Source organism: Croceibacterium aestuarii (assembly GCF_030657335.1).
In the GTDB taxonomy this organism is placed as follows: Bacteria; Pseudomonadota; Alphaproteobacteria; order Sphingomonadales; family Sphingomonadaceae; genus Croceibacterium_B; species Croceibacterium_B aestuarii.
The window spans coordinates 2711226-2738026 of the sequence record NZ_CP131039.1; the positions used below are offsets into that span (position 1 = coordinate 2711226).

Below are 26801 nucleotides of genomic sequence, written 5' to 3' on the forward strand. Positions count from 1 at the left end.
ACAATCCCAACGGTGCAGGCCCAGGGTCCGTACCGCGGGAAAATCGGCGGCGAACGAGGGATTTCGGGATGCAGACCTATTCGCTGACGGTCGACAAGTTTCTCGACCATACCGGCAAGTGGACCCCCGATCGCGAAGTGATCTGGGCGGAAGGTGGAACGGTCAAAGCGCGGTTCGGCTATGGCGAATTGCGCGCGCGCGCCAACCGGCTCTCGTCCGCGCTGGCCGGACTGGGCGTAGAGCAGGGAGACCGGGTCGGAACCCTCGCCTGGAATACCCGTCACCACCTCGAGCTCTACTACGGCATCATGGGCATGGGCGCGGTGTGCCACACGCTCAACCCGCGGCTCACCACTGCCCAACTCGCAGCGATCGTTCGCGAAGCGGGCGACGTGGTCTTGGCCGTGGCAACCGACCTGCTAGCGCTCGCACTCGAGATCCGCGAACAATGTCCGTCCTTGCGCCACCTTATCGAATTGGACTGCGTCGAGGGCGGCGCCACCTCGCCTGAGGCCCTAGGCTACGAAGCCCTGCTGTCCGATCAGCAAGATGAAGCGTTCGCCTGGGGCGCGTTCGCCGAGGGGACGCCTGCAGGCCTATGCTACACGTCGGGAACGACTGGGCAGCCCAAGGGTGTGCTCTACACCCACCGGTCGAATTACCTGCACACGTTGTTTGCGTTGCAGGCTGATGCCGTCGGCCTGACCGCGGCGGACACGTTGCTGATGGCCGTGCCGATGTTTCACGCCAACGGCTGGGGTCTGCCGTTCGCTGCGCCCGCCGCGGGCGCAAGCCTCGTGCTGCCCGGCCGCCAGCTGGATGGCGAGAGCCTGCTGCGCATCATGCGCGACGAAGACGTGACGCTTGCCGCGGGCGTGCAGACCGTCTGGCTCGGCCTTGTCGATTACCTCGATGAAGTCGGAGGATCACTTCCGGCGCTCGAGCGGATCATCGTAGGCGGCTCGGCCTGTCCCGAAGCGCTGATCGATCGGCTCGAGGCGCGGCTCGGGGCACGGGTTCAGACAAGCTGGGGCATGACCGAGCTGTCACCCATCGGAACGATGGCCCTCGCCGGAGCACCCGCGCAAGGCGTGGGAGCCGGCCGGCCGCGCCTGGGTGTCGATCTCAAGCTAACCGATGCCGAGGGCAACACGCTCGCCGAACAGTGCGGCGTCCTGGGACATCTGAAGGTCAAGGGAGCGGCCGTAATCGACCGCTACTTCGCGACCGACGAGGACGTGCTCGATGCCGAGGGCTACTTCGACACCGGCGACCTGGCGACGATCGACGCCGAAGGCAATCTGACGATCCAGGGCCGCGCCAAGGACCTGATCAAGTCGGGCGGCGAATGGATCAACCCGGCCGAAATCGAGGCGATCGTCGGCACCCATCCCTCCGTGCGCCACGTCGCGGTGATCGCCCGGCCCGATCCCCGGTGGGGCGAACGCCCGGTGCTCGTGGTCGAGAGGGATCCCGCGGACCCCGATGCGAACCTGCTCGGGCTACTACGTGGCCAGGTTGCTGACTGGTGGATCCCGAACGAGATCGTCGAGGTTGCCGCCATGCCGCTTGCCGCTACGGGCAAGATCGACAAGGTGCGCTTGCGGGCCGATCTCGAAGCCGGCAACCTCGTCGCGCAGGCGGCCTAACCCGCTGCGGTTCAGGGATTGGGCGGCGCGCACTCGCTCGACATTGACGCAACAGGCTTGGGCGCCGCCAGCCCCACGTTCCAGTTCCACCCGACCTTTCGGTCGGCACGGCGGCGGCACATTACCAATTCGTTGAACGCGAACATCCCGGGCATGAGATGGCTCGCCGGCTCGGGCCGCTCCGCAAACAGCATGTAGCGCTGTCCGGGCGCGTAGCTCGGCCAGGAGGGAGCTCCGGCGGCAACCGGTTGTCCGCCCCGCGCAAAGCTCGCCCAATAGTCGGTCATCGCGGCGGACAGGGCGCGCTCGGCTTCGCTGTCGGGGATTTTCGGCCACAACGGCGGCGTACGTGCAAACGTGCCGAACACGTAGGGCAGTTCGCTCGCATGATGGGCATGGTATCCGGCCGCATCCGCCGCGGGATAGCCGTGGTCGAACAGGTACAGGTACGAAGGCAGCCCTTGCGCCGCTTGCTGGCGCACGACACGCTCGGCGGTCCAGCCGTAGAGGGCGTCCCGCGTGGCGGCGAGCATGCTCTCCGCCTGGTCGGCAGCAGGATACAGCGCCAAGAAGCGATCGGCGAGATCGCCGTATCGCTCGCGGATTGCCGCTTCGTACTCCGCGGCATCCTTCGCTGGCTTGGCGAGCAGCATTCGAAGCGAGCGGATCTCGCCCTGGTTGAAGCCCGCGACGACCGGCACCGGCGCCTGCTCGCCCGCGTCGAAAGTATCGACCATCTGCCTCGGCAGCACCTTGCCGTCAACCGCGGGCAACGGCGCGAAGCCGAGCTTGGCGCTGGCGTCGGTGATCGCCTGAGCGTCCATCCGCCGCATCGCCGCCAGGTCGGGCGCCCTGAGGCCGCCCTGCAGCATTTTCCCCGTCGCCTGCCACGAGGGAACGCTGAACACGCTGCGCTTCAGTTCCGGCAGCGCGATCATGTAGCTGCTCTGCAGGATCGCGCGCTGGAACAGCCCGCGCGCATAGGGGCTCGACATCAATAGCAGGCCGCTGAGGCCGCCCGCGGATTCGCCAGCAATGGTCACCTCGGAGGGATTGCCGCCGAACGCAGCGATGTTATCGCGTATCCAGTGCAGCGCGGCGATCTGGTCGAGCAGGCCGTAATTGCCCGAGATGTCCTGCGGCGATTCCCGCGTCAGATCGGGATGCGCGAGCCAGCCGAGCACACCGAGGCGGTAGTTGATCGAGACCACGACCACGCCGCGCCGGGCCAGTTCGGTTCCGTCGTACAACGGCTCGCGGCTCGACCCGGTGAGCAGCGATCCGCCGTGGATCCACACCAAGACCGGCACGCCTCTTGCCTCGTCCGGCGTCCAGACGTTGAGTGTAAGGCAGTCTTCGCTCACCGGCATCGGCGGCTCGGAGTAGATCGTGGTCAGCTTGTCGGACTGCGGCTGCACGCACGCCGGGCCGAACTCGCTTGCCTCGCGCGTTCCCGGCCACCTGTCGAGCGGGACCGGCGGGCGCCAGCGCAGGCTGCCCACCGGGGGCTTGGCGTAGGGAATACCCTTGAAGACGCGGATGCCACCTACCGCGGAGCCGCGGACCGCGCCGGCCGGTGCCTCGACCACGGGTTGCAGGTCGCTGGCAGTCGCCGCCACGCCGCCGCCCGCAAGTGCGAGTGCGAACAGGGTCGAGCGCATCGTCATTTCCGGGCCTCCCTGCCCAGCCGCCGCGCGAGCCACAGGAACAGCGCAATGGCGATCCCGTAAGCGGGTAGCAGGGAGTAGAGCGCCAGTTGGAGCGAGTTGGCCTCGCCGCGCGCGGCGAACCAGTCGCTCGCCGCGCCGACCCAGGTCGGGCCGAGGCCGAGCCCGATGAAGTTCATCACCAGCAGCAGAAGCGCGCCCGCGAGCACGCGCTGGTTGGGTGCGCTCTCCTCCTGCACGAGCGTGATCGAGCACGAGAGATAGAAGTAATTGAAGAACATCGCCACGGTGAGGAAGACCAGCGCGAGTTCCCACGACGGAGCGCAGATGAAGCCGGCGCAGAACGGCGCTGCGATGGTCAGAGAGATCGCCGGGGCGAGCGCGTACGTCCTGCGCGTCCGGGTCGCCAGCTTGTCGATCACCCGGCCCGAGGCGATCATGCCTCCGCCCATGCCGACGATAACCACCAGCGCGTACCAGATCGCGACCTCGCCCATCGTCATGCCCTTCTCGCGGATGACGAACAGCACCGCGAAGTTGCCCAGGCCATAGGTGACGAACTGCGTCGCGCCGCTGCCGAACGCTGCCAGCGACATCACCGGATTCGAGAAGAACGAACGGATCGTGGCCAAAAACGGCGCCTTGTCTGTCCGCGCCGCGGCGCCGGGATCGGTCGCCCCACGCGAGGGCTCGGGCACCACAAAGGGAAGGGCCACGGCGGCAAGGACGCCGATGGCGCCGATCGCGACGAATGCATCGCGCCAGTCGAAAAGCTCGGCGATCGTCGCGCCAAGAGCAATCCCGAGCGCCGCGCCGATCGGAGGTCCGAGATTGTAGATTCCGAAGGCCATCCCCCGCTTGCCGGGCCCGAACGTGTCGGTGATCAGCGCGTAGGACGGCGGCACCCCGCCCGCCTCGCCGAATCCGACCGTCATGCGCGCGATCACAAGTTCCGTGTAATTGCGCGAGAGCCCACAAGCGATCGTCGCCGCGCTCCAGATTGCGCAGGCGGCAGTTAGTACCGCTACCCGGTTGGTCCGGTCCGCCAGCCAGCTGACGGGAATCGCGATCAAGCAATAGAACAACGCGAAGTAGAAGCCGCCGATGAGGCCGAGTTGGCCGTCAGTAACGTGCAGCGTGTCCTGGATCGGCTTGGCGAGGATGCTGAGGAGCTGGCGATCGAGGAAGTTGATCACGTAGACAAAGGTAAGCATCCACAAGACCGCCATGGGGCGGCGAACACGCCTGTGCCCTTCGCCGGCATAGCCGGCTGTCGGGCCCTCGTGGACCGTGCTGGCATCCATCTGTCCGCTCCCGGAATTTTCGCTACTTCTTTTTTCGATAGCTTGCTTGCGTCAAGCGGGCACGGCTGTCAACCTTCACTCACATGTGTGCGAATGTAATCGGCGCGCGACTGTCGCTTGACGCAGACTAAAAGAACCCGGAAGGGTCTCGGCGATATGCCGACCACCGCCGATGCCAGGAAGAAGCGCCCCACCAAGAAGGCCGAGCAGCGCGCCGAAACGATGGAACAGATCTTCGATGCCGCCGAAGAACAATTCGCCCAGCACGGCCTTCACGGCGTCACGCTGAAGGATGTCGCCAAGCAAATCGGCGTCCACCACACCCTCCTCAACTACTATTTCGACGACAAGCGCGCGCTGTTCGACGCGGTTTTCGCGCGCCGGGCGGTGGTCACGAGCGAACGGCGCATGAAGGCGCTCGACGACTACGATGTCGCTTGCGCCGGCAAGCCCACGATCGAGGGGGCGCTCCATGCTTTCCTCGACACTGACCTCGACACCTATATCCAGGGCGGCGAAGGGTGGAAGAACTACGGGAAGCTCGGAGCCCAGGTGTCGAACACCCCCGAATGGGGTGCGGACTTGATGGACGCCCATTTCGACCCGGTGGTTCTGCGCCTGATCGGCCTGTTGAAGAAGGCCATGCCCGACTGCGCTGAGGAAGACATCTACTGGGGCTACCACTTCGTCTCGGGCGCGTTGATGCTGACACTGGCCCGAACCGGCCGGATCGACAAACTGTCGGGCGGAAAGTGCCGATCGGAAGATTTCGAGGCGGTCAAGGCACGAATGGCGAAGTTCATGGCCGCCGGTTTCCGCAAGATTTGCGATCGACGATAAGACCGCTGAGTCTCGTTCACTCTTGACCTAGTGAATGAATCCTCGCACTTCCTGGCAACTCCTCTCACCGACAGGGTCATCCAGTGGAAGACATCTTCATCGTCAGCGGCGCTCGCACGGCCGTCGGAAACTTCGGCGGCGCCCTGAAATCGAAAATGCCGGCCGAGCTCGGCGCGATCGCCGCCAATGCGGCCATTCGCCGGGCGTGCGTCGAGCCAGGGGACATTGATCACGTCGTCGTCGGCCAGGTCATGCAGACTAGCGCGCGTGACAACATGCTCGCCCGTGTCGTCGCCTTGAACACCGGCGTCCCCGACAGAACACCTGCCCTTACTCTCAACCGGCTTTGCGGATCGGGGCTCCAGGCGATCGTCTCGGCTGCGCAGATGATGCAGCTGGGCGAGGCCTCGATCACGCTCGCCGGCGGGGCGGAGAGCATGTCCAACGTGCCCTATCACGACCACTCGGTTCGCTGGGGGCGCAAGATGGGACCCAACGAGCAGGAAGATGCGCTCGTCATCGGCCTGCAGGACGCGATCTTCGATTTCCACATGGGCATCACGGCGGAGAACGTGGCCGAGCGCCACTGCATCACGCGCGAAGAGATGGATGCGCTGTCGGTGACCAGCCACCGCCGTGCCGCGCGAGCCATTGCCGAGGGCAGGTTCAAGGAGCAGATCGTTCCGGTCGAGATCGTCACGCGCAAGGGGACGATCGTATTCGATACCGACGAACACGTTCGCGCCGACATCGATGCGCAGGCTCTCGCCGCGATGCGGCCGGCGTTCAAGGAGGGCGGCGCCGTCACGGCCGCCAACGCAAGCGGCGTCAACGACGGAGCGGCAATGGTCGTCCTCGCCACGCGCTCCCAGGTAGAGCAGCGCGGTCTCGAGCCGATGGCCCGCATCGTGTCGTGGGGCATCGCGGGAGTCGAACCGGCCTTCATGGGCGAAGGGCCAATCAAGGCCGTGCCCATCGCACTCGAACGCGCCGGCCTCTCGCTATCCGACATCGACGTTATCGAGAGCAACGAGGCATTCGCAGCACAGGCCGCGGCCGTGGCCAAGGCGCTCGGGTTCGATTCCGACAAGGTCAATCCGAACGGGTCGGGCGTAGCATTGGGCCACCCGGTGGGCGCGACGGGATGCATCCTGACCGTCAAGTGCATGTACCACCTGCGCGCGACCAGAGGGCGCTACGGTCTCGTCACCATGTGCATCGGCGGGGGCCAAGGGATTGCTATGGTCATCGAGGCGCAGCCGGCGCCCTAACGGCTCCGTCCGGGCGGATGGACCGTGCTGTCATCTGTTTTCTAGCGAGAACTTCGCTTCCTTGGCCGGCGCCCATGCGCAGCAGCCGTCTTTCGCTTCCTTGCGGTAGCGGTGCAGCAGCGGCTCGGTGTATCCATTGGGCTGCCCCAGCGCTTCGAAAACAAGCGAACGAGCAGCGCGAAAGGCGATGCTGCCTGCCGAAGGAATGAGCGGACGGTAAGTCCGGTCGGCCGCATTCTGGGCATCCACCTTCCTTGCCATTCGCTTCAGCGCGGCATCGATCTCGTCCTCCGATACGACCCGGTGAAGCAGCCAGTTTGCGACATGCTGGCTGGATATCCGCAGTGTGGCGCGGTCCTCCATCAGACCGATGTCGCGAATGTCCGGAACTTTCGAGCAACCGATCCCCTGGTCGATCCAGCGCACGACGTAGCCGAGTATGCCCTGCAGGTTGTTCTCGAGTTCGTCGCAGACCTCGGCCTCGGTCCAGGCGTCCTCTTTTCCGGCGAGCGGGACCTCCAGCAGGCAACCGAGCGGGGCGATCGGCTCTGCGGCGCGCTCGGCCTGGCGGGCGGCCACGTCGGAACAGTGGTAGTGAACGGCGTGGAGCACCGCGGCGGTCGGCGAAGGCACCCATGCGGTGCTCGCACCGCTCATTGGATGACCGATCTTCTGCGCCAGCATTTCGTGCATACACTCGGGCATCGCCCACATGCCCTTGCCAATCTGGGCGCGGCCAGCGAAGCCGCAGGCGAGCCCGATCTGGACATTGCGATCCTCGTACGCGGCGATCCAGGCGGCCTGCTTGATATCCGACTTGCGGAGCATCGGCCCGGCCAGCATCGAGGTGCGTATTTCATCGCCGGTGCGATCGAGGAACCCCGTGTTGATGAAGAACACCCGGTTCCTCACGGCGTGGATGCAGGCCGCGAGATTGGCGCTGGTCCGCCGTTCCTCGTCCATCACGCCGATCTTGATCGTGTTGCGCGCCAGCCCCAAGAGGTCCTCCACCGCATCGAACAGTTCGTTTGCGAAGGCGCATTCCCCGGGCCCGTGCATCTTCGGTTTCACGACATAGATCGAACCCGTGCGCGAATTGCGCCCGGCACCCGGGCCGAGCAGGTCGTGCAGCGCGCACAGCGAGGTGATCGCTGCATCGAGCAGGCCTTCGAAGACCTCGTGCCCGTTGGCGTCCAGCACAGCCGGGGTGGTCATCAGGTGCCCAACGTTGCGCACCAGAAGCAGGCTGCGACCGGGAAGGTTGAACGGCGTTCCTGAAGCATCGAACCATTCGCGGTCGGGCTCGCAGCGGCGCACGCATTGCCGACCGTCCTTGTCGAACGTCGCAGTCAGGTCGCCGCGCAGCACGCCCAGCCAGTTGCGATACGCTTCCACTTTTTCTTCGGCATCGACCGCGGCGATCGAATCCTCGAGATCGACGATGGTTGTCAGAGCGGCTTCGAGCCGGACGTCGGCGATACCTGCCAGGTCGGCCGCGCCGATCGGGCTTGCGCGATCGATCACGATCTCGACGTGCAGCCCGTTGTGCCGCAGCAGCAGGTTCGCACCGCTGCGGCCGACAAGCTGCCTCGGGTCGCGCAAGGCCGGATCGTCGCCGCGCCAGTCGTGCCACGAGGCACCTGCGAGCGGGAAGTGGGCGTCGAGGAAGTCTCTCGACCAGGCAACAACCCGGGAGCCCCGCGCGCGATTGTAGGGTCCGGCGGGCGGCGGCACGCCGTCGAGCGCATCGGTGCCGTAGAGCGCATCGTAGAGGCTGCCCCAGCGGGCGTTGGCGGCGTTGAGCACGAAGCGGGCGTTGCGCGCCGGCACCACGAGCTGGGGCCCGGCCCCCGCGGCGATCTCCCGATCGACACCGCGCGTGCCGATGGTGAACGCGGCCGGTTCTTCGACGAGGTAGCCGATCTCGCGAAGAAAGCTTTCGGGTGCTCCGCCCGCCCCCGGATTTTGCCGATGCCAGGCATCGATCCGCGCCTGCATCGCGTCCCGCTCTCGCAACAGGCCGCGATTGCCGGGCGTGAACCGGGCGACGATTGCGGCGAACCCCTCCCAGAATTCTCCTGCCGCAATCTGTGTCCCCGAAAGCGCTTCGCTTTCCACGAAGTCCGCTAGGCAGGAGGCGACCTGCAGGCCCGCGCGCTCGCACCGGGCGTCGCTCGAAACAGTCTGCGCCCGGTGGACCTGTGCGGGGTCTGTCATCGGCCAAGGCGTCCCAGCCGGTGGTGTAGGTTCACGAACTTCGCGATTCCTTCCTCCCCGTCATGGGCACGGACGTATTCGGCCACGGCGGTGCGCAGAAGAGCGAAGTCCTGGCTGCAGAAAATCGGGCGGGCCCTTGCTGGCTCGGGCATGGCGATGTCCTTTCGTTCTTGCCGGGGCGCCTCAGGCGGCCGCGAACTGGTTCATGGTGTTGTGTTCGCCGCCGGCCTTGAGGGCCGCTTCGCCGGCGAAGTATTCCTTGTGATCGTCACCGATGTCGCTGCCGGCCATGTTCTGGTGTTTCACGCAGGCGATACCCTGGCGGATCTCCTCGCGCTGGACCTGCCTGACGTAGCCGAGCATGCCTTCCTCGCCGAAATAGCGTTTGGCCAGGTTGTCGGTGCTGAGCGCCGCGGTGTGATAGGTCGGCAGCGTGATCAGGTGGTGGAAGATCCCTGCCTCGCGCGCAGAATCAGCCTGGAAGGTGCGAATTCGCTCGTCCGCCTCGCGCGCCAGCTCACCATCGTCGTATTGCTGGCTCATCAGGTGCTCGCGCTCGTAGCCCGCCAGGTTGCGGCCCTCCGCTTCCCAGGCATCGTAGACCTGCTGGCGGAAATTGAGCGTCCAGTTGAAGCTGGGCGAGTTGTTGTAGACGAGTTTGGCGCTCGGGATTACCTCGCGGATCCGGCGGACCATGCCGCCGATCTGGCCGATATGCGGCTTCTCGGTCTCGATCCACAACAGGTCGGCACCGTTTTGCAGCGCGGTGATGCAATCGAGCACGCAGCGGTCCTCTCCGGTGCCAGGACGGAACTGGTAGAGGTTGCTCGGCAGCCGCCTTGGCGCAAGAAGAGTTCCGTCGCGGCTGATGACGACCTGGCCGTTGGCCACGTTCGCCGGATCGACCTCCTCGCAGTCGAGGAAGCGATTGTATTGATCGCCTAGGTCGCCCGGCTCTCGGCTGAAGGCGATCTGCTTGGTGAGGCCGGCGCCAAGGCTGTCCGTGCGGGCGACGATCACGCCGTCGTCCACGCCGAGCTCCATGAAGGCGTATCGCACCGCGCGTATCTTCGCGAGAAAGTCCTCGTGCGGCACGGTCACCTTCCCATCCTGGTGCCCGCACTGCTTCTCGTCGCTGACCTGGTTCTCGATCTGGATCGCGCAGGCGCCGGCCTCGATCATCTTTTTCGCTAGCAGGTACGTCGCCTCGGCATTCCCGAAGCCGGCGTCGATATCGGCGATGATCGGGACCACGTGGGTCTGGTAATCGTCGATTCTGCGCAAGAGCCGATGGGTGTTGCACACGTCACCCGCTTCCTTTGCCGCGTCGAGTTCGCGGAACAGGTCGCCCAGTTCGCGCGCATCCGCCTGCCGCAGGAAGGTGTAGAGTTCCTCGATCAGCGCCGGGACGCTGGTCTTCTCGTGCATCGACTGGTCCGGCAGCGGGCCAAATTCGCTCCGCAGCGCAGCGATCATCCAACCCGAGAGATAGAGGTAGCGCCCCTTCGTGGTGCCGAAATGCTTCTTGATGCTGATTATTTTCTGCTGGCCGATGAACCCATGCCAGCAGCCGAGCGATTGCGTGTAGGCTGCCGGATCGACATCGTATGCCGCCATGTCGGAGCGCATGATCGCCGCGGTGTGGCGAGCGATGTCCAGGCCGGTGCGAAAGCGGTTTTGCGTGCGCATGCGCGCAACCGCTTCCGCGTCGATTCCGCCCCATCGGGCGCCATTGGCGGAAATGGTGCCGGCGATACCGGCGATGTTGCCGAGGTAAGTCATTTGTTTCTCCGCAATGAACTGTGGAGTGCTCTTCGCACATGCAGCACGCTTGTAGGAGAGCCGGCGGTGTCGTATTGTCAAACTTTACAAGTCTTGTTTGTAAAGTTGTAAGGAGACCCGATGGCCGGCAAAGCGCTCTATATCGGTCCGCGTCTCAAGCGCGTGCGGCGCGACCTCCGTCTGACCCAGGCCGACATGGCAGTGGATCTTGGCATTTCTCCTTCCTATGTCGCGCTGATGGAGCGCAACCAGCGGCCGGTGACGGCGGACATGCTGGTCAAGCTGGCGGCTGCCTATCGCATCGACATCGCCGACCTCGCTGCCGGCGAGGTGGAGGAAACCGCTGCCCGCATGCAGGCGATCCTGCGCGCGCCGCTCTACGCCGGGATCGATCTGCCGAAGATCGACATTGAGGATGTGGCCGCGAGCTATCCGGGCTTTGCCGAGGCGCTTATGCGCCTGCACGCAGCGCACGAGCAACTCTGGCTCACGCTTGCCGAACAGCGCGAGAAGGGCGTCGAGGACGTGCTCGATCCAGTGGAGGAAACACGGCATTTCCTCGCCCAACGGCGCAACTACTTCCCGTCGCTCGATGACAGTGCGTCGGCCCTCGCCGCGAGGCTGAAATCTTGGGCCGACATGGCCGCGCACATCGAGCACGTCCACGAGCTCGAAGTCCGTTTCGTCCCGCCCGCCGAGATGCGCCATGCACTGCGGTTCCACGACTTCCACCGCCGGCGCGTCCTGATCAATGCCCGCTTGACTGAGGACGGCCGCCGCTTCCAGCTCGCGCTGCAGATAGCCGCGCTCGAACAGAGCGAGGCTATCGCCGAACTCGTGCGCGACCCCGGCATCGTCAGCGACAACGGCCGCACGCTGGCGGCGCAAGCGCTTCGCGGCTACTGGGCGGCGGCGCTGGTCATGCCGTACGACGCGTTCCTCACCGCGGCACGTCGCCAGCGGTTCGATATCGAGGGCCTAGCCGCCGAATTCGCCGTCAGCTTCGAGCAGGCAGCGCATCGACTAACCACTTTGCAGAAACCCGGCGCTGCGGGCGTTCCGTTCTTTTTCCTGCGGCTCGATTCCGGGGGCAATGTCTCGAAAAGGCTCGACGCATCCGGCTTCCCCTTCGCCCGTTTCGGCGGCGCCTGCCCGCTGTGGAACGTGCACGACTGCTTCGCGCGTCGCGGCGAACTGCTACTGCAGCGGATCGAACTGCCCGAGGGCGGCAACTTCGTTTCCATCGCCCGCTCGGTCGAGGTGCGCGGTTGGCAACACGGCCACCCCCGCCTCGTGCGTGCGGTCGCTCTTGTCTGCCCCGAAGACTATCTCGACGAACTCGCCTATGCTGACGACCTGCGGAAGCATGAGCGCACGCCGGTGGGAACGACTTGCCGGCTATGCCACCGTCCCGATTGCGCGGGCCGCTCGGCGCCGCCGATTGGTCGCGAGATCCTGTCCGATACCTACCTTCGCGCGTCTGAGCCCTTCGCCCTGAGCGGAGAGTGACCGGGCCGTCCCGACCGGCAATGGAAGGGAGCGGTGTGCGCGAGCACCGTAGGCGGCGTAAATCGGCGCGCGAAAGCCATGTCCATCCAGATTGCCCCATGAACGGCGCGTACCGACGTCACGCTTTCGCGCGGGACAGGCGATGGCTCCCTTCCAGCGGCAGGTGTCCTCCAGAGATACATTGATGTCCTGTGATGCGCTTACGGTGTGTCCTGACAAGTCATAGTCACGTGATCTCAACAACGCGTCGTACGGCGGCGGCACCACCGTCGATGAATACGGACAGCGGTGGGAGAGAAAGACGATGTCGAACCAGAGGATTCTGGACAGCACGGTCCGCTACCAATTCTCGCGTCGGCGGCGCAGACTGACCGGAGCTCGGATCGCCTGGCGGTTTCTTGCCTTGGCGGTAGCGCTTATACCGGCCGCGTGTGCCACGTCCCCGGCCGAGGGTCGCGGCGATGCTCCGCTGGTCGATGCCCCGGCCGGTCTACTGCGCGGCACTTTGGATGAGGGCGCGGCGGTATTCCGGGCGATCCCGTATGCGCTCCCGCCCGTCGGGGACCAGCGCTGGCGGGCGCCCTCGCCGATGCCGCGCTGGAAGGGCATACGGACCGCTCGTGACGAAGGGCTTGCATGCATGCAGCCGCCAATGGCGCCGGGCGTATATGATCGCGGCAAGGTCCGGATGGCCGAGGATTGTCTGACTCTCGACGTGACCGCGCCGGTGGGCGCGACGAACGCCCCGGTGATGGTGTGGATCCACGGCGGCACGTTGATCTGGGGCAGCGGGCACTCCGCGATGTACGATGGCGGCGCATTCGCCAAACGCGGCGTTGTGCTCGTCTCCATCAACTATCGGCTCGGGGTGTTCGGCTATCTCGCCCATCCCGAACTCAGCCGCGAGAATCCGGCCAACATCTCCGGGAATTACGGCCTGCTCGACCAGATCGCCGCCTTGCGCTGGGTCAAGGACAACATCGCTGCCTTTGGTGGGAACCCGAAAACGTCACCATCTTCGGCGAGTCTGCGGGCGCGCTGAGCACCGAGTATCTTCTTGCCTCCCCCAAGGCACGCGGGCTGTTCGACAAGGCGATCATCCAGAGCGGCTACCTGTTCACGATGCCTGAGTTGCGCAGCGCCCACTACGAGGAACAGTCGGCCGAGGGGATCGGCGCTGCGCTCGCCGCGAAAATCGGCGCGCCGCACATCGCCGACCTACGCGGGCTCGATGCGCAAACTCTGCTCGACAGGGTGACGGCTGCAGGATTCGTTCCCTACGGGACGATCGACAGAGCGATCCTGCCGCGGCAACTGGTCGATACGTTCGACAGGGGCGAACAGGCGCATGTTCCGTTGCTGGCGGGCTTCAACAGCGGTGAAATCCGCACGTTGCGGTATTTGCTGTATCCTCTGCCCAAGGATCCGGGAAGCTATGCCGCCGACATCGAGGCGCGCTACGCCGACCTCGCTGAAGCCTATCTGCGCCTTTACCCTGCGCAAGCAGATCCCGACGAAGTCCGCCTGGCTGCAACGCGCGACGCGGTGTTCGGTTGGGCGGCCGAGGGAATGGTTCGCAAGCAGACGGCTGTCGGTGAGCGCGCCTACCTCTACCGCTTCAACCACACCTATCCTGCAGAGACGGCGGCCGGGCTTGAGGGCTTTCATGCCAGCGAGGTGCCCTTCGTTTTCGGAACGTTCGCAGCCACGCCCCCCGGCTGGCCGGCAATTCCGGAGAGCACCGAGCAGCGCGAGTTTGCCGACACGCTGCTCGACTATTGGACAAGTTTCGCCCGCGATGGCCGCCCGACGGCGCAGGAGGCGCCGAACTGGGAGCCTTACAGCGAACGGCACGTCTACATGGATCTCGGTGACCGGCCCCGCCTGGCGTATGCGCTGATGCCAGGCATGTACGAGTTGCACGAAGAGGTCATGTGCCGGCGCCGGGCGAGCGGCACACAGAGCTGGAACTGGCGAACGGGGTCCATCGCGCCGCGCCTGCCCGATCCGGCCGCCACCTGTCGACCGGGCGCCGAACAGGGGCTCAACCGCCCGGACCGAGGTTCGTGACGGCGCGGGAGACCGGGTTACCGGGGCCACTCGCCGGGAAGGTTGCTATCCTGACGGGTGCGGGCAGCAGTCTCGGAAAGTCACACGCACTGTATCTGGCCGCCCAAGGTGCGCGAGTCGTCGTCAATGACGTGGCATTCTCGGCTGCCGGAGCGGCGGTCGATGCGATCGTCGAGGCGGGAGGAGAAGCCATTGCCGCGACCGGATCAGTGACGGACGAGCAGGCGGTCGCGCAGATGGTGACCGACGCGATCACGGCCTGGGGCGCGATCGACATCCTCGTCAACAACGCCGGCGTTCTACGCGACAAGAGCTTCGCGAAAATGGCGCTCGAGGATTTCCGTCATGTCCTCGACGTCCACCTGATGGGGGCGGCCATCTGCACGAAAGCAGTGTGGGAGCCCATGCGCGCCAACAGCGGCGGCAGGATCGTGTTCACGACTTCGTCATCGGGACTGTGGGGCAACTTCGGACAGTCCAATTATGGTGCCGCCAAGATGGCCCTGGTCGGTCTTATGCAGACCCTGTCCATCGAAGGCACAAAGCACGACATCCGCGTCAACTGCCTCGCGCCGACGGCAGCGACACAAATGACCGAGGGAATTTGGTCGGAGGAGGATCTGGCGGATCTTTCACCCTCGCTGGTCAGCCCCGGGCTCTTGCCCCTCGTAATCGAGGACGCGCCGACGCGCGCGATCCTGTGCGCCGGGGCAGGTCATTTCGCTCGCGCCGAGATCATGCTCACTCCCGGTGTCTTTCTCGGCTTCGAGGACGACCCGGGCGAGGCGCTGCAAAGCAAATGGACCGCGGTCGGCGCGCTGGAGGGGGCGGTTGTCCCGGAAAACGCCATGGCCCAGTCGCGGCGGGAACTGGCGAGCAAACGCGCGCGCACCGTCTGACCGCGCGCCCGCAGAAAGGACGAACCTTGGAAGACATCTACATTGTCAGCGGCGCGAGAACCGCGATCGGCCGGTTCGGCGGGGCCTTGAAGACGCTGATACCCGCGCAGCTCGGCGCGATCGTGGCGAAGGCGGCGATCAGCCGCGCCAACGTGACATCGCAGGACGTGGAACACGTCGTCATGGGGCAGGTCATGCAGACCAGCGCGCGCGACAACATGCTGAGCCGTGTGGTCGCCCTCAATGCTGGCGTGCCCGCCCGTGTGCCCGCTCTCACGCTCAACCGCCTGTGCGGCTCGGGACTTCAGGCGCTCGTGTCCGCGGCACAAATGATGCAACTGGGCGAAGCGAGCATAAGCTGGCCGGAGGTGCTGAGAGCATGTCGAACGTGCCGTACCACGATCACGGCGTTCGCTGGGGCCGCAAGATGGGCGCCAACGTGCAGGAAGACGCACTGCTCCTCGGCCCGCAGGATGCGATCGGCGATTATCACATGGGCATCACGGCCGAAAACGTGGCGAAGCGCCATGACATCGGGCGCGAGGAGATGGATACCCTGGCCGTTACGAGCCACCGCCGTGCGGCGCACGCGATTTCCGAAGGGCGCTTCGGCGAACAGATCGTCCCGGTCGAAATTCGCGGCCGCAAGGGGACGATCGTCTTCGACACCGACGAACATGTGCGAGTTGATGTCGATGCCGACGCCCTTGCCCGAATGAATCCCGCCTTCAAAGAGGATGAACGGGTTACCGCCGGCAACGCCAGCGGCGTGAACGATGGAGCTGCAATGGTACTGCTTGCCACGGCGAGCGAAGTCGCTGCCCGCAATCTGCGGCCACTCGCTCGCATAATTTCATGGGGCCATGCCGGAGTCGAGCCGGCCTATATGGGAGAGGGGCCCATCAAGGCCGTCCCCATAGCGCTGCAGCGGGCCCGGCTCACCATAGCGGATATGGACGTGATCGAAAGCAACGAGGCGTTCGCGGCACAGGCGGCGGCCGTTGCAAAGGTCCTGGGATTCGATCCGGCAAAGGTGAACCCTAATGGCTCGGGCATTGCGCTCGGTCATCCCGTCGGCGCGACCGGATGCATCCTGGCGATAAAATGTGCTTACGAATTGAACCGCACGGGTGGTCGTTACGGGCTTATCACGATGTGCATCGGCGGCGGCCAGGGCATCGCGATGGTCATCGAAGGATCGCTCGCATCCTGATCGAAGCACATTGAGTTCGACGACCACGTGCATGGGGAGTGAGGGCCGCCGCATCGGCCACGATATCAGGCCGGAACACCTAGGGCTTCGGCGGGGCCTCGCAGCGGAAGCTGCTCGCCGCGTCGGTCGAGCCGACTCCGCGATACACCGCCGTCTGCGGCCAAGGACACAGTGGGCGCTGCATGGCAATCTTCCCGGAGCCCTCGCCTGCGAACCTGGTCGCGGTGATGCGTTCCGGCGCCTCGCCGCCGACCCATGCGATGAGCGCGGAGAACATGTCGTGCTGCGGATCGTCGGATGGCGGGCGAGGCGGGATGCCCAGCGTCGAGTTGAACGCATCGGGCCCGGTTCCGCCCCCGCAGTGCATCATGCCGGGTGCCATGAACAGGCGCGCACTCTCGCTCAGCTTCGCGGCGCCGCCCACCTGCGCTGCCTGGCGCTCGAAAAAATCGACCGACTGCTCGGTGGGGACCAGCGTGTCGGCGAGCCCGTGGAAGACGAGCAGCTTGCCCCCGCGCTTCGCATAGTCCTCCAGCGAGCCGCGCGTTGCGTCGTTGACGATCGCATCGAGCCGCGCGTCGACGGTCGGCATGTCGCGGCCGAAGTCGAATCTCTTCCAGTCCCAGTTTGCCCCGAAGACCCATTTGAAGAGACTGCCGAACGCCGGCTGCGCGTTTGCCTGATTCTGAAGAAACGACCATCCGAAGGTGTCGGGCATTTCGCTGCCCGGAAGCCAGCCGAAAAAGCCCGGCTTGCCGTTGCGATCGGTAGGCCCCGAATAAAAGGCGCGTGCAGTCGCGACCTCGCCTTCGCTCAGGCAGGTATCCGACGCGCCCCCCGTGCATTGCAGCACCTGCGGATCGAACTGGCAGCGCATCGGATCCATGATGAAACGGTCGCCCGCCAACGCGTAACCCTGGCGCCAGCAAGTGGCGATTGCGGCCTGGTTCAGCAGCTTGAGCTTCGCCTCGGAAAGCAAGCGCCCGGGTTGGCGGTTCGCCGCCGCGTAGTCCCACAGCACCGCCGCATGGCCCCAAGTGCGGTCTATCACCGGCGCACCGACCAGGATGCCGTCATAGTCCCGGGGATAGTACAGCGCTTCTATGAGCCCCATCTGGCCGCCGGTCGAACAGCCGGTGTAATACGATCGCCGCGGCTCCTTGCCGTAAAAGGCGCGTGTCAGCGCCTTGCCGGTGGTGGTCATGACATGGGTGGAACGCCGGCCCCAGTCTCGCCACTTGGCAGGCTGGCCAATCAGCACATCGCCTTCCAGCGGCGTGGCAGGCGCGGTCCCCGTGTCGGTCGTTGCGGTGGCGAAGCCGCGCCGCAGGCCTTCGACCATGCCCGAATAGCCGAGCGCGAAGGTTCCGCCGAAACCGCCGCTGCCGTTGCCGTGGAATACCCCGGCCCAGCGCTGTGCGGGCAGCCACAGCTCTACTCCGATGTCGGAGCCGGGTTCGGAACGGACGCGCGCGACCACGCGGCAAAAGCCAGGATAGCCAGACACCTCGCCCGCAATCGTCTGTTCGGCGGGCTTGGCCGGCACGAGGACCGCGCTTTCGATAGTCGTGTCGGCCAGCTGCAGGCGCGATAGCGCCGCGCAGCGCGCCGCGGCGCTCTCGCTCGATGGCTGGGCCCGTGCAACGCCCGGAACCGCACAGCCGATAGCTGACATGGCCAGGATGGCGATGCGGTACGTGGGTTTCATGATCCTCTCCGATGGTCAGTGATGTTAGGCGGGTATGCCGTCGCGGCGCATCGAATGCCCGATCAGCCGGGCGAGCCGCAGGAACAGCAGGGCACCGATCAGATACATCGGCGCGAGCGCATAGTAGGCGGCCTGCAGGGCGTGTTCGCCGTGAACCGGGCGGAACCAGTCGCTCATCATGCCAACATAGGTCGGGCCGAGGCCAAGCCCGATGAAGTTCATCACCAGCAGCAGCAGCGCGCCCGAAATCACCCGCCGTCCGGGCGCGACCTCGCTCTGGACGAAGGTGACCGTTGCCGAAAGGAAGAAGGAGTTGAGGAACATCGGCACCGCGAGGAACGCCAGCGCGATCTCCCACGTCGGCGCCCAGATGAAGCCCAGGAAGAACGGCAGTGCGAGCACCAGCGACGCCGCGGGCACGGTGGCGTAGGCGGTCTTGCTGCGCCGCGCGAACCGGTCGACGATGCGGCCCGAGGCGTAGATTCCGGCGCTCATTCCGATCCCGACGACCAGCGCGTACCAGACCGCGACTTCCCCGAGCGTCATGCCCTTTTCGCGCATCAGGAACAGCACGGTGAAGTTGAGAAGCCCATAGGTGATGAAGTTGCCCGCGCCGCTCGCCAGCGAAGCCATGCGCAATACCGGATTGCGAAAGAAATCGAGGATGGTGGCGACGAAACCCTCGGTCCCCGCATCGGCCAAGGCCGATGCGGGAAGCAGGTCGGTCTCGCCGCGCTTAGGCTCGCGGACGAGCCAGAAGACCGCCACCGCAGTAACCACCCCGATCGCCCCGATCGCATAGAAGGGTGCGCGCCAGTCGAACGCGGCCGCCAGCGACGCGCCGAATGCCACGCCCAGTGCGGACCCGATCGGCGGGCCGAGGTTGAAGATCGCCATCGCCGTCGTTCGCCGCTCGCGCGGGAAGCTGTCGGAAATGATCGCATAGGACGGCGGCACGCCGCCCGCCTCGCCCACGCCCACCATCATCCGCGCGACAACCAGCTGGCCATAACTGCCCGCCATGCCGCATGCCGCAGTTGCGGCGCTCCAGATCGCGCAGGCGGCGGAGAGTACTTTCACCCGGCTGGTGCGATCGGCCAGCCAGCCGATCGGGATCGCGATGAAGCAATAGAAGAGCGCGAAGTAGAAGCCGGTGAGCAGGCCGAGCTGGCCGTCGCTGATGTCGAGCGCGTCCTGGATCGGCTTGGCGAGAATCGAGATCAGCTGGCGATCGAGAAAATTGAGCACGTAGACAAATGCCAGCATGGCGAGCGTGACGCGCGCGGTCCTGGTGGTTTGGTATCCGGCTCTCGGTGCGGTTGCGGCGGTCATGCGCGCTGGGTTGGCTTCGGTCATTCGCGTTTCCTCTCCCGTCCATTCCATTTGCGGGGCGCGTCCAACCAGCCGGGCCGGTCGCCACCGCCGCCATATCCCGCCGCGACCCGCTGTTTCAGCAAGGCCCGCGGGCGGAAGCGCTCGCCATAGGCATCGTGGAGTATGTCCTGCACTTGCAGGCAAAGGTCCGACGTGACGACGTCCATCAGCGCGAACGGGCCGACCGGGTGACCGAGGCCCAGCCGGCATGCGGTATCGAGTTCGGCGGGCGTGGCCACGCCTTCCTCGACCAGCTTGACCGCCTCGATCAGCAGCGCGTGAAGCATGCGGTTCACTGCGAAACCCGCGACGTCCTTGATCCGCACCGGCTCCTTGCCAAGCCCGGCGAGTAGCTCGGCAACTTCATCGGCCACCGATTCATCGGTGGCGAAGCCCGGGATCACCTCGACAAGCTTCATGCGCGATACGGGCGAGAAATAGTGGGTACCGAGAAAGCTGCCCCGCCGCTCAGGCGGCAGAAAAGCGGCAAGGGCCGAAATCGGCAGCGTCGATGTGTTCGAGGCGAGGATACAATTCGGCCTGCAGGCCGCGTCGAGCGAGCGCAGCACGGCCGCCTTGGCGTCCATCGATTCGTAGACTGCTTCGGTAACGATCGCGCAATCGGCCATCGCGGCGATGGTGGTGACCGGCGCAATCCGGTTCAACGCCGCGTCCGCAGCCCGGGCGTCGTAGACTTGCCGCGACACGCCCTTGGTCACGATGCCGCGCAGACGCTCGAGCGCAGCGGTAAGCGCGTCTTCATTGGTGTCGCTGAGTACGACGTCGTGTCCCGCCAGCGCGAAGACCAGAGCGATTTCCGCGCCCATCAGGCCCGCACCGACGACCCCCGCCCTCACGATGTTTGTCCTGCGCGCCGACCGGCTTCGAGCGTCGCGTCGCGCCGCCAGCTTTGGGCCTGCTCGATGTACCACGGCAGCAGCTCCGGCGTGGCGCTGGCGTCGGCGTTGATCACCTCTGCGACGGGCCATCCGGCGAACAGCCGCTTGATCGGCAGTTCCTGCTTCTTACCCGACAGGGTGCGCGGAATGCCCGGCGCCGCGATCAGCCGATCCGGCACGAAGCGAGGCGACAGGCTGGTGCGGATCGCCGCCGCCACCGCAGCTTCCAACGAGGCATCGGGATGTCCCTTCTCGGCCGCCACGACGAACAGGATGAGTTCGCTCTCGCCCTCGCTATCCTCGACATCGATGATCATCGCATCGGCTATCTCGGGCAGCCGCTCCACCGCGGCATAGATTTCGGCGGTGCCCATGCGCACCCCGTGGCGATTGATCGTCGCATCGCTGCGGCCAGTAATCTGGCAACTTCCATCGCTGCGGATGATCAGCCAGTCGCCGTGTCGCCAGACACCGGGCCATTCGGCGAAATAGGATTCGCGGTAGCGGCTGCCGTCGTCGTCGCCCCAGAAATATAGCGGCATGCTTGGGAACGGCCGGGTGCAAACCATTTCGCCGACTTCGTCAATCACCGGCTTGCCCTGCGCATCCCAGGCTTCGATCGCGGCGCCGAGGTGCCGGCATTGCAGCCGTCCGGGCGTATCGGGCATCTCGGGGTTGCCGGCCATGAAGGCGGCGGCGATTTCCGTGCCTCCGCTGACGTTGCACCACCAGATGTCGGGCCGACCGATACCGGCGAACTGCGCCGTCCCCCAGCGCTGGACATCGGGCGAAAGCGGCGATCCGGTACTTCCCAGCGCCCGAACGCGTTCGATCCCGCAAATCCGTGCGAGCTCGACTCCGGCCTTGCGGCAATTGGCGTAGAAGGCGGCGCCCGCGCCGAACCATGTTACCCCGCTATGGCTGGCGAACTCCCACAAGCGGGTCCAGTCGGGATCGGCCTTGGTGCCGCTCGGCGATCCATCGAACAGGCAGATGGTGGTGCCGCTGAGCAACCCGCCCACCTGGATGTTCCACATCACCCAGCCGCTGGCGCTGTACCAGTAGAAACGGTCGCCGAGAGTGTTCGGCGCATAGCTGGGGCCGAGGTCGAAATGGAGCCGCCCGGCGGCGGTCGCCAGAATCACGCCTCCATGGCCGTGAACGATCGCCTTCGGCAGGCCGGTGGTGCCGCTCGAATAGAGGATCCACAGCGGGTGATCGAACGGCAGCCATTCGGGTTCGAACGCGGCGACCGCATCGTCATGGCGCGCGATCGTCGCCGCGAAGTCGATGGCATCGGCCAGCTCGGTTTCGCCGCAGTCGCTGGCGATCAGAAACAGCGCTTCTATGCAGGGCAGCGCCTTGCGGAGCTCGGCCACAACGCCGGTGCGGTCCATCGCTTTGCCCGCGTAAAAAACCCCGTCCACGGCGATCAGCGCTTTCGGCTTGGTTTGCCGCCACCGGTCGAGCACCGCGGCGGTGCCCATATCGGGCGAACACAGCGTCCATACAGCACCCAGGCTAGCGCAGGCGAGCAGGCCGACGACTGCCGCCGGGATATTGGGCAGATAGGCAGCGACGCGATCCCCGGACGCGATGCCCCGAGCGCGCAGCTCGAGCGCCAGCGAGGCGGCCTGACGGCGCAGCTCGGCCCAGCCGATTGTCTCGCTGTCGCCGCGCTCGTCCATCGCTACGATGGCCGGCTGACCGGCGGCGTCGGCGGCCTCGGCGTGGCGGAACACGTGCCGCGCGTAATTGACCCTGGCGCCATCGAACCAGCGAGCACCGGGCATTGCATTCCCGCTTAGCACCGCGGTCACCGGCGTGGGGGAGACGATGCCGTCCCAGTCCCAGACGCTGCGCCAGAAGCTTTCGAGGTTCTCCACCGACCAGCGGTGCAGGTCTTCGTAGGTTGCGAAATCCAGCCCGCGCGTCTCTTTCAGCCAGTCGCGGTACAATCGGATCTGCGGTATGGGCGTCCATGGATCCACGCTGGTCTTGGCAGGGTTCATCTAACGGGAAACCTTGGTTTGTGTTCGTCTTCTCGAGCGGCGCGCGCGTGGGGAAGCGCGCCGGATAGGGCGGGCGGTGCCTTCGGCGCGACCCCGCACCGGTTCAGAAGCCCGTCCGCAGACTCATCGCGACGTAACGGCCAATCGGGTTGTACGCGCCGCCGATCCCGTCCGTGCCGGGGAAGAACGGTGGCGTTGCGCCGAACAGGTCGTTGACCTGCAGCGCCAGTTCGGTCCCGTGGGTGAAGCCCAGGTCAGGCAGGCACACCAGCAGACGCAGGTCGACGGTGGTGTAACCCTCCGCCTCATAGAGCGCGGAACCGGTCGGCGTGGCATAGGATGCTGTCACGCCCGAGCGATGATTGACGTAGTTCACGAACGTCACCGGACCGGCGGTGAAACCGAGCGTGGTGCGCAAGGTCGCGCGCGGAATCCCTGCGTCGAGCGAGTTGCTCTCCGCCGAGGTCGGGGACAGTCGGTTCGTATAGTTGAGGATGTAGTTGCCGGCGATTCCGGCGAAGACCGACCCGAATCCCGTGGGCTGCCGATAATTGAAATCGAAATCGATGCCATTGGTCTTGCGCACCCCGAAATTGCCCTGCCGCAGGTCGAGGATATTGCCGATCGGCGGGACGGCAGCGAAGGTGTAGAAGAACGGAACGGTATCGGCGATCGCGTCGCTCAGCTTTGCGGCACTGGGATCGCGGATGACGCGCGTTGAGAAGGTCGGATCGCTGAACAGCAGTGCGCCGAGCCCCGACGGGGTGCCGATCACGTGGTTATACTTGATGTCGTAGAAGGTGACGCTCGCGGTCAGGTTCGGGGCAAAATTGGGCCGCAGGTCGGCGCCGGCCGACCAGGTGAGCGCGGTCTCAGGCTCGAGATCTTCATTACCGCCGTACAGGAGGATCGTGTTGACCTGAGCCGCCCCACGCGCGGGGTCGCGAGCGCCGAACGCATCGACCAGCGCGGCTGCGGAGTAGTAGGAACCGACCGTCGATCCGAGATCGCGCAAACCGGGCGCGCGGAACGAGTGGCCGTAGCTGCCGCGCAAGTTCACTCCTTCGACCGGTTCCCAGGTGAGGCCGATCTTCGGATTGGTGGTCGATCCGAAGTCGCTGTAGTGATCGTAGCGCCCCGATAGCGACAGCGTCAGGCTGCGGGCCAGTGGCCCTGCATTGCGGGATCCGACGATCGGCACGAAAAGTTCGCCGAAGACCGACTGGACATTACGCGAGAGGTCTTCCGGGAAGCCCACGCCACCGCTCTGCCCCCGCTGCCTGTAGGTTTCGCCGCGATATTCGGCGCCGACCGCAATTTTGAGGTCGCCACCGGGAAGCTGCGCCAGCGGTCCGTCCACTTTTACCGCGCCGATCCGCGTGCGCTGGCGGTTGGTGAAGGTGGTCGGATTGTCGAGGATCGCCGCGACCACCGCCGGATCGGTCTGATAGCCGAACGGGTCGAGAGCGGTGGATGTCGTCGTCCCGGCGGCGGCCGCTGCAAGCGCGGTGGTGTCGATGCCCGGCTGAAGCGTGTCGTTCCGCGACCAGTCGTAGGTGCCGTAGACGGTCGCCTGGAAGTCGCCAGGCAGGTCTATGTCGGCCCCGGCGGTCGCGTTGCCGGTGCGCACGCGGTAAGTCTGGTCGAAGTGATCGTCGCCGACCAGTCGGTCGGGCCGGAAGTCGAAGTATCCGAATAGCGAGCCCGTCCCCGGCGGTGCACGAAAGTAGGGGTTGGCGGCTGTAATCAGGACGAAGGTCTGCCCCGGAAGCGCCGCTTGTACGATGTCGCGGCGATCGGAATAGAGCACGTCCGTCCACAAGGTTACGCTGTCCGACAGATCTTGATGTGCGGAAACGAAGCCAGCGTGCGTGCGGTTCTCGGGCAGGAGGTCGACCGGGCCGCGTGGATCGCAGGTATTGATCCCCGGCTTGAGGTCGGGCGCGGCATAAATCGTGCCCGCGAAGAGGTTTACATTCGCATCGGGGCAGACTGTCGAACGTGTGTCGATCCCACCCACCGAGCGGAAGTCGAGCGAGCGATAGTCGCGATCAAATCCGGTGATGTTGCTGTTCTGCTGGTATTGGTAGGCGAGAACGACCGAGCCCGTATCCCAGTTGTGACCGAATGCGGCGCCAGCGTTTAAAGCATTGTAATCGTCGGCAAAACCGTAGCGAAAATTTGCTTCCAGCCCCGAGACCCGCTTGCGGGTGATGAAATTCACCACGCCGGCAACTGCCTCAGAACCGTAGATTGCGGAGGCACCGTCGGCGACGATCTCAACCCGCTCGATCGCAAGTTCAGGGATGAGGGGATAGTCCGGGTTGGTCTGCTGGACACTGCCGGAAATGAGGCGATGACCGTTCATCAACGGCAAGGTCGCGGAGGTAGGAAGGCCACGCAGACCGGGAGCGAACGATCCCACGCCGCCGTTGCTCACGCGGGGCGCGGTGTTGAAGCTGTTGAGCTGCGGCACTGTTGCGAGCAACTCGGGCGTGCTCGCTGCCCCGATCAACTTGGCGTCCTCGCGAGTGACGGTAATGAGGTCCGACCCCGTGGGGGGTGTCCCGCGGATGCTCGTTCCGGTCACGACGATCACCGTTTCCGATTCGTTGCTGTCGGCAGCGGTCTCGGCACCCTCGGTCTGGTCGTCCGTCTCTGTTACCTGCGCGTGCGCGATGCCAGGCAGGCCCAGCATTGCGACGAAAAGCGCGGAATGGTGAAGCAGACGCGCGCGGCGCTGCCTGGAAATCGACCTCATCGACATTCTCTCTCTCCCATCGTCATCGCGGACCTTGCCGCTGCCGGACTTTGCCGACTTGATGACATGCTTATGGCCTGACAGACCCGCGCGAAAGCGCATGAGCGGACATCTCTGTGTCTTTTGCGGACATGCTTGAGGGAGAAGCGGACAGAATGACTAAATCAGGTGAAACCGGCGAGGAGGCCGCGATGCGCAATGAACGCGCAGGATTTCCGACGCTCAACCAGCGCATTTTCGCGCCATTCAAGATCGCCACGGTCATAGACACGGTCGCCCAGCGCGGGATCGCGGCAGAAACCGTACTGCAGCGCACCGGACTTACCATGGACGACGTGCGAGACCCACACACGCTGACCTCGATCGGGCAATACCTGACCGCGTGCGAGAACATCGTGGCGGCGGGTGCCGGGTTCGTGGATGCCTTCGCGATCGGTTCGCGGCTGCACCTTTCGGCTTACGGAATGTATGGATACGCGCTGATGTGCTCGCCCACGATGCGTGAGTTCTTCGATTTTGCGGTCCGTTACCAGCCGCTCGCCACCCCGACCGTGCGACTGTTCTGGCGGGTGGAAGGCGACGTGGCGATTTGGCAGTTTCGCGAGATTTACCGCGACATGATGAGCGGCGACGTCCGCACCTTCCTCATCCGCCAGCAGATGAAGATGACCTTCACGCACATCCGCGACGCGGCCGGGACCGACAACCTCCCGGTGCGCGCGCTTTTCGCACTCCCGCAGGACGACCACCCGGCAATGGACGCGCGCGAGCTTTCTTGCGAGTGCATCTACGACCAGGCGGCCAACGAACTTCATTACCCGGCCGGGATTCTCGACAGCACGCCCGAACTGGGCAACCGGCTGACGCGGACGATGCTCGAGGAAACCTGCGAGCGTCTGATCGGGCAATCACGCATTTCCTCGGGGCTCTCGGGAGAGGTGTACCAGCTGCTACTGAAAGCGCCCGGCCAGTTCCCACCGATGACAGCGGTGGCCGCGCAGCTCGGCTTGCAGGAGCGCACACTGCGTCGCCGTTTGGCGGCGGAGGACGCCACCTACGGCGCGATCGTCGACGATGTACGGCGCAAGCTGGCGATCGAGTATCTGCAGACAACGCGAATGAGCTTGGACGATGTCGCTTGGAAGGTCGGCTTCAGTGATGCAGCCAATCTGCGCCGCGCCGTCCGGCGATGGACCAACAAGACAGTGAAGGAAATTCGCGACGAAAGATGACTTTTCGCAGTCTGCTGACCCGGCCTCCGTGGCCACTGTGCAACGCGGCTGCAACGCGAAGACGCTGCTGCATAAAGTGCTGGCGCCGCGCGGCTATTGGGCGGTGCGAACAATGCGGCGCTGCTAATAATGAAGTTGGGAGCACCTTAGGTATCCAAAGCTGCCGGGACTATTAAGCAATTGGTGGCGCTTCCAAGGCTTTAACTAGGCCGATTTGGTTAATGCGCCGGTAATCATAAGAGTGCGTAATTTCCCCTACAGGGTAGCGACTTATGGCCTTGCGTTTGAAATCTGCATCATCATCTATAGCGTCCGATTCCAGGCCATGGGGCCTCCCGATTCCCCCCACCGATTTGCTGCGGCTCACCGGGCTAACCATCTGAGTAAATAGACT

The 26801-nt window shown here is 65.2% G+C and carries 15 protein-coding genes and 2 pseudogenes; 8 read left to right on the forward strand and 9 right to left on the reverse strand.

The genetic code is table 11. The annotated features are described in order from the left end of the window. Positions 1-68 precede the first annotated feature (68 nt). On the forward strand, positions 69-1649 hold the full coding sequence (locus tag Q7I88_RS13245; RefSeq protein WP_305096385.1) for an AMP-binding protein: 1581 nt from the start codon (positions 69-71) through the stop codon (positions 1647-1649). 11 nt (positions 1650-1660) lie between these two features. Here the strand turns inward: Q7I88_RS13245 and Q7I88_RS13250 are convergent, their stop codons facing one another. Then, the gene (locus Q7I88_RS13250) at positions 1661-3316 is read right to left on the reverse strand and encodes a carboxylesterase/lipase family protein (RefSeq protein ID WP_305096386.1); all 1656 of its coding nucleotides are present in this window, start codon (positions 3314-3316) and stop codon (positions 1661-1663) included. Then, entirely contained in the window at positions 3313-4620 is a 1308-nt protein-coding gene (locus tag Q7I88_RS13255) for a spinster family MFS transporter (RefSeq protein ID WP_305096387.1), read from the reverse strand. The genes Q7I88_RS13250 and Q7I88_RS13255 overlap by 4 nt, the downstream gene beginning before the upstream one ends. Before the next feature lie 156 nt (positions 4621-4776). Between Q7I88_RS13255 and Q7I88_RS13260 the strand changes: the two genes are divergently transcribed. Both Q7I88_RS13260 and bktB (Q7I88_RS13265) read left to right on the forward strand, forming a co-directional pair. Next, entirely contained in the window at positions 4777-5460 is a 684-nt protein-coding gene (locus Q7I88_RS13260; protein ID WP_305096388.1) for a TetR/AcrR family transcriptional regulator, read from the forward strand. A gap of 83 nt (positions 5461-5543) precedes the next feature. After that, the gene (gene bktB / locus Q7I88_RS13265; RefSeq protein WP_305096389.1) at positions 5544-6731 is read left to right on the forward strand and encodes a beta-ketothiolase BktB; all 1188 of its coding nucleotides are present in this window, start codon (positions 5544-5546) and stop codon (positions 6729-6731) included. A gap of 30 nt (positions 6732-6761) precedes the next feature. Here bktB (Q7I88_RS13265) and Q7I88_RS13270 read toward each other — a convergent pair whose 3' ends face one another. Further along, positions 6762-8948, reverse strand: a complete 2187-nt coding sequence (locus Q7I88_RS13270) for a malate synthase G (protein WP_305096390.1) — start codon at positions 8946-8948, stop codon at positions 6762-6764. A 183-nt stretch (positions 8949-9131) separates the two neighbouring features. Further along, positions 9132-10730: an isocitrate lyase gene (locus Q7I88_RS13275; RefSeq protein ID WP_305096391.1), complete on the reverse strand. Its 1599-nt coding sequence runs from the start codon at positions 10728-10730 to the stop codon at positions 9132-9134. Between the two features lie 120 nt (positions 10731-10850). Between Q7I88_RS13275 and Q7I88_RS13280 the strand changes: the two genes are divergently transcribed. The 4 genes and pseudogenes from Q7I88_RS13280 (at position 10851) to bktB (Q7I88_RS13295) (ending at position 16421) form a co-directional block, all read left to right on the forward strand. Continuing rightward, the gene (locus Q7I88_RS13280; RefSeq protein ID WP_305096392.1) at positions 10851-12239 is read left to right on the forward strand and encodes a helix-turn-helix domain-containing protein; all 1389 of its coding nucleotides are present in this window, start codon (positions 10851-10853) and stop codon (positions 12237-12239) included. A gap of 304 nt (positions 12240-12543) precedes the next feature. After that, positions 12544-14309 (forward strand): annotated as a pseudogene (locus tag Q7I88_RS13285) (carboxylesterase/lipase family protein). Next, positions 14306-15208 (forward strand): SDR family NAD(P)-dependent oxidoreductase, encoded by a 903-nt coding sequence (locus Q7I88_RS13290; protein WP_305096393.1) that lies wholly within the window; start codon positions 14306-14308, stop codon positions 15206-15208. The pseudogene Q7I88_RS13285 and the gene Q7I88_RS13290 overlap by 4 nt, the downstream one beginning before the upstream one ends. 26 nt (positions 15209-15234) lie before the next feature. After that, positions 15235-16421, forward strand: a pseudogene (gene bktB, locus Q7I88_RS13295) (beta-ketothiolase BktB). A gap of 79 nt (positions 16422-16500) precedes the next feature. Here bktB (Q7I88_RS13295) and Q7I88_RS13300 read toward each other — a convergent pair. The 5 genes from Q7I88_RS13300 to Q7I88_RS13320 form a co-directional block, all read right to left on the reverse strand. Continuing rightward, positions 16501-18129: a tannase/feruloyl esterase family alpha/beta hydrolase gene (locus Q7I88_RS13300; RefSeq protein ID WP_305096394.1), complete on the reverse strand. Its 1629-nt coding sequence runs from the start codon at positions 18127-18129 to the stop codon at positions 16501-16503. 24 nt (positions 18130-18153) lie between these two features. Next, positions 18154-19485, reverse strand: a complete 1332-nt coding sequence (locus Q7I88_RS13305; protein WP_305096395.1) for a spinster family MFS transporter — start codon at positions 19483-19485, stop codon at positions 18154-18156. Next, positions 19482-20360: a 3-hydroxyacyl-CoA dehydrogenase family protein gene (locus tag Q7I88_RS13310; RefSeq protein ID WP_305096396.1), complete on the reverse strand. Its 879-nt coding sequence runs from the start codon at positions 20358-20360 to the stop codon at positions 19482-19484. The genes Q7I88_RS13305 and Q7I88_RS13310 overlap by 4 nt, the downstream gene beginning before the upstream one ends. Continuing rightward, the gene (locus tag Q7I88_RS13315) at positions 20357-22414 is read right to left on the reverse strand and encodes an acetoacetate--CoA ligase (RefSeq protein ID WP_305096397.1); all 2058 of its coding nucleotides are present in this window, start codon (positions 22412-22414) and stop codon (positions 20357-20359) included. Before Q7I88_RS13315 ends, Q7I88_RS13310 begins: the two co-directional genes overlap by 4 nt. Before the next feature lie 103 nt (positions 22415-22517). Beyond that, on the reverse strand, positions 22518-25175 hold the full coding sequence (locus Q7I88_RS13320) for a TonB-dependent receptor plug domain-containing protein (RefSeq protein WP_305096398.1): 2658 nt from the start codon (positions 25173-25175) through the stop codon (positions 22518-22520). Positions 25176-25330: 155 nt separating this feature from the next. Between Q7I88_RS13320 and Q7I88_RS13325 the strand changes: the two genes are divergently transcribed. Continuing rightward, positions 25331-26407 (forward strand): AraC family transcriptional regulator, encoded by a 1077-nt coding sequence (locus Q7I88_RS13325; RefSeq protein ID WP_305096399.1) that lies wholly within the window; start codon positions 25331-25333, stop codon positions 26405-26407. Positions 26408-26801: the final 394 nt, after the last annotated feature.

Excerpts from the sequence above, each read along its gene's own strand:
- Q7I88_RS13260 (WP_305096388.1), top strand. The coding sequence starts at position 4,777 with ATGCCGACCACCGCCGATGCCAGGAAGAAGCGCCCCACCAAGAAGGCC.
- Q7I88_RS13270 (WP_305096390.1), bottom strand. The coding sequence starts at position 8,948 with ATGACAGACCCCGCACAGGTCCACCGGGCGCAGACTGTTTCGAGCGAC.
- Q7I88_RS13315 (WP_305096397.1), bottom strand. The coding sequence starts at position 22,414 with ATGAACCCTGCCAAGACCAGCGTGGATCCATGGACGCCCATACCGCAG.
- Q7I88_RS13305 (WP_305096395.1), bottom strand. The coding sequence starts at position 19,485 with ATGACCGAAGCCAACCCAGCGCGCATGACCGCCGCAACCGCACCGAGA.
- Q7I88_RS13320 (WP_305096398.1), bottom strand. The coding sequence starts at position 25,175 with ATGAGGTCGATTTCCAGGCAGCGCCGCGCGCGTCTGCTTCACCATTCC.
- Q7I88_RS13275 (WP_305096391.1), bottom strand. The coding sequence starts at position 10,730 with ATGACTTACCTCGGCAACATCGCCGGTATCGCCGGCACCATTTCCGCC.
- Q7I88_RS13325 (WP_305096399.1), top strand. The coding sequence starts at position 25,331 with ATGACTAAATCAGGTGAAACCGGCGAGGAGGCCGCGATGCGCAATGAA.
- Q7I88_RS13245 (WP_305096385.1), top strand. The coding sequence starts at position 69 with ATGCAGACCTATTCGCTGACGGTCGACAAGTTTCTCGACCATACCGGC.
- Q7I88_RS13300 (WP_305096394.1), bottom strand. The coding sequence starts at position 18,129 with ATGAAACCCACGTACCGCATCGCCATCCTGGCCATGTCAGCTATCGGC.
- Q7I88_RS13250 (WP_305096386.1), bottom strand. The coding sequence starts at position 3,316 with ATGACGATGCGCTCGACCCTGTTCGCACTCGCACTTGCGGGCGGCGGC.
- Q7I88_RS13255 (WP_305096387.1), bottom strand. The coding sequence starts at position 4,620 with ATGGATGCCAGCACGGTCCACGAGGGCCCGACAGCCGGCTATGCCGGC.
- Q7I88_RS13280 (WP_305096392.1), top strand. The coding sequence starts at position 10,851 with ATGGCCGGCAAAGCGCTCTATATCGGTCCGCGTCTCAAGCGCGTGCGG.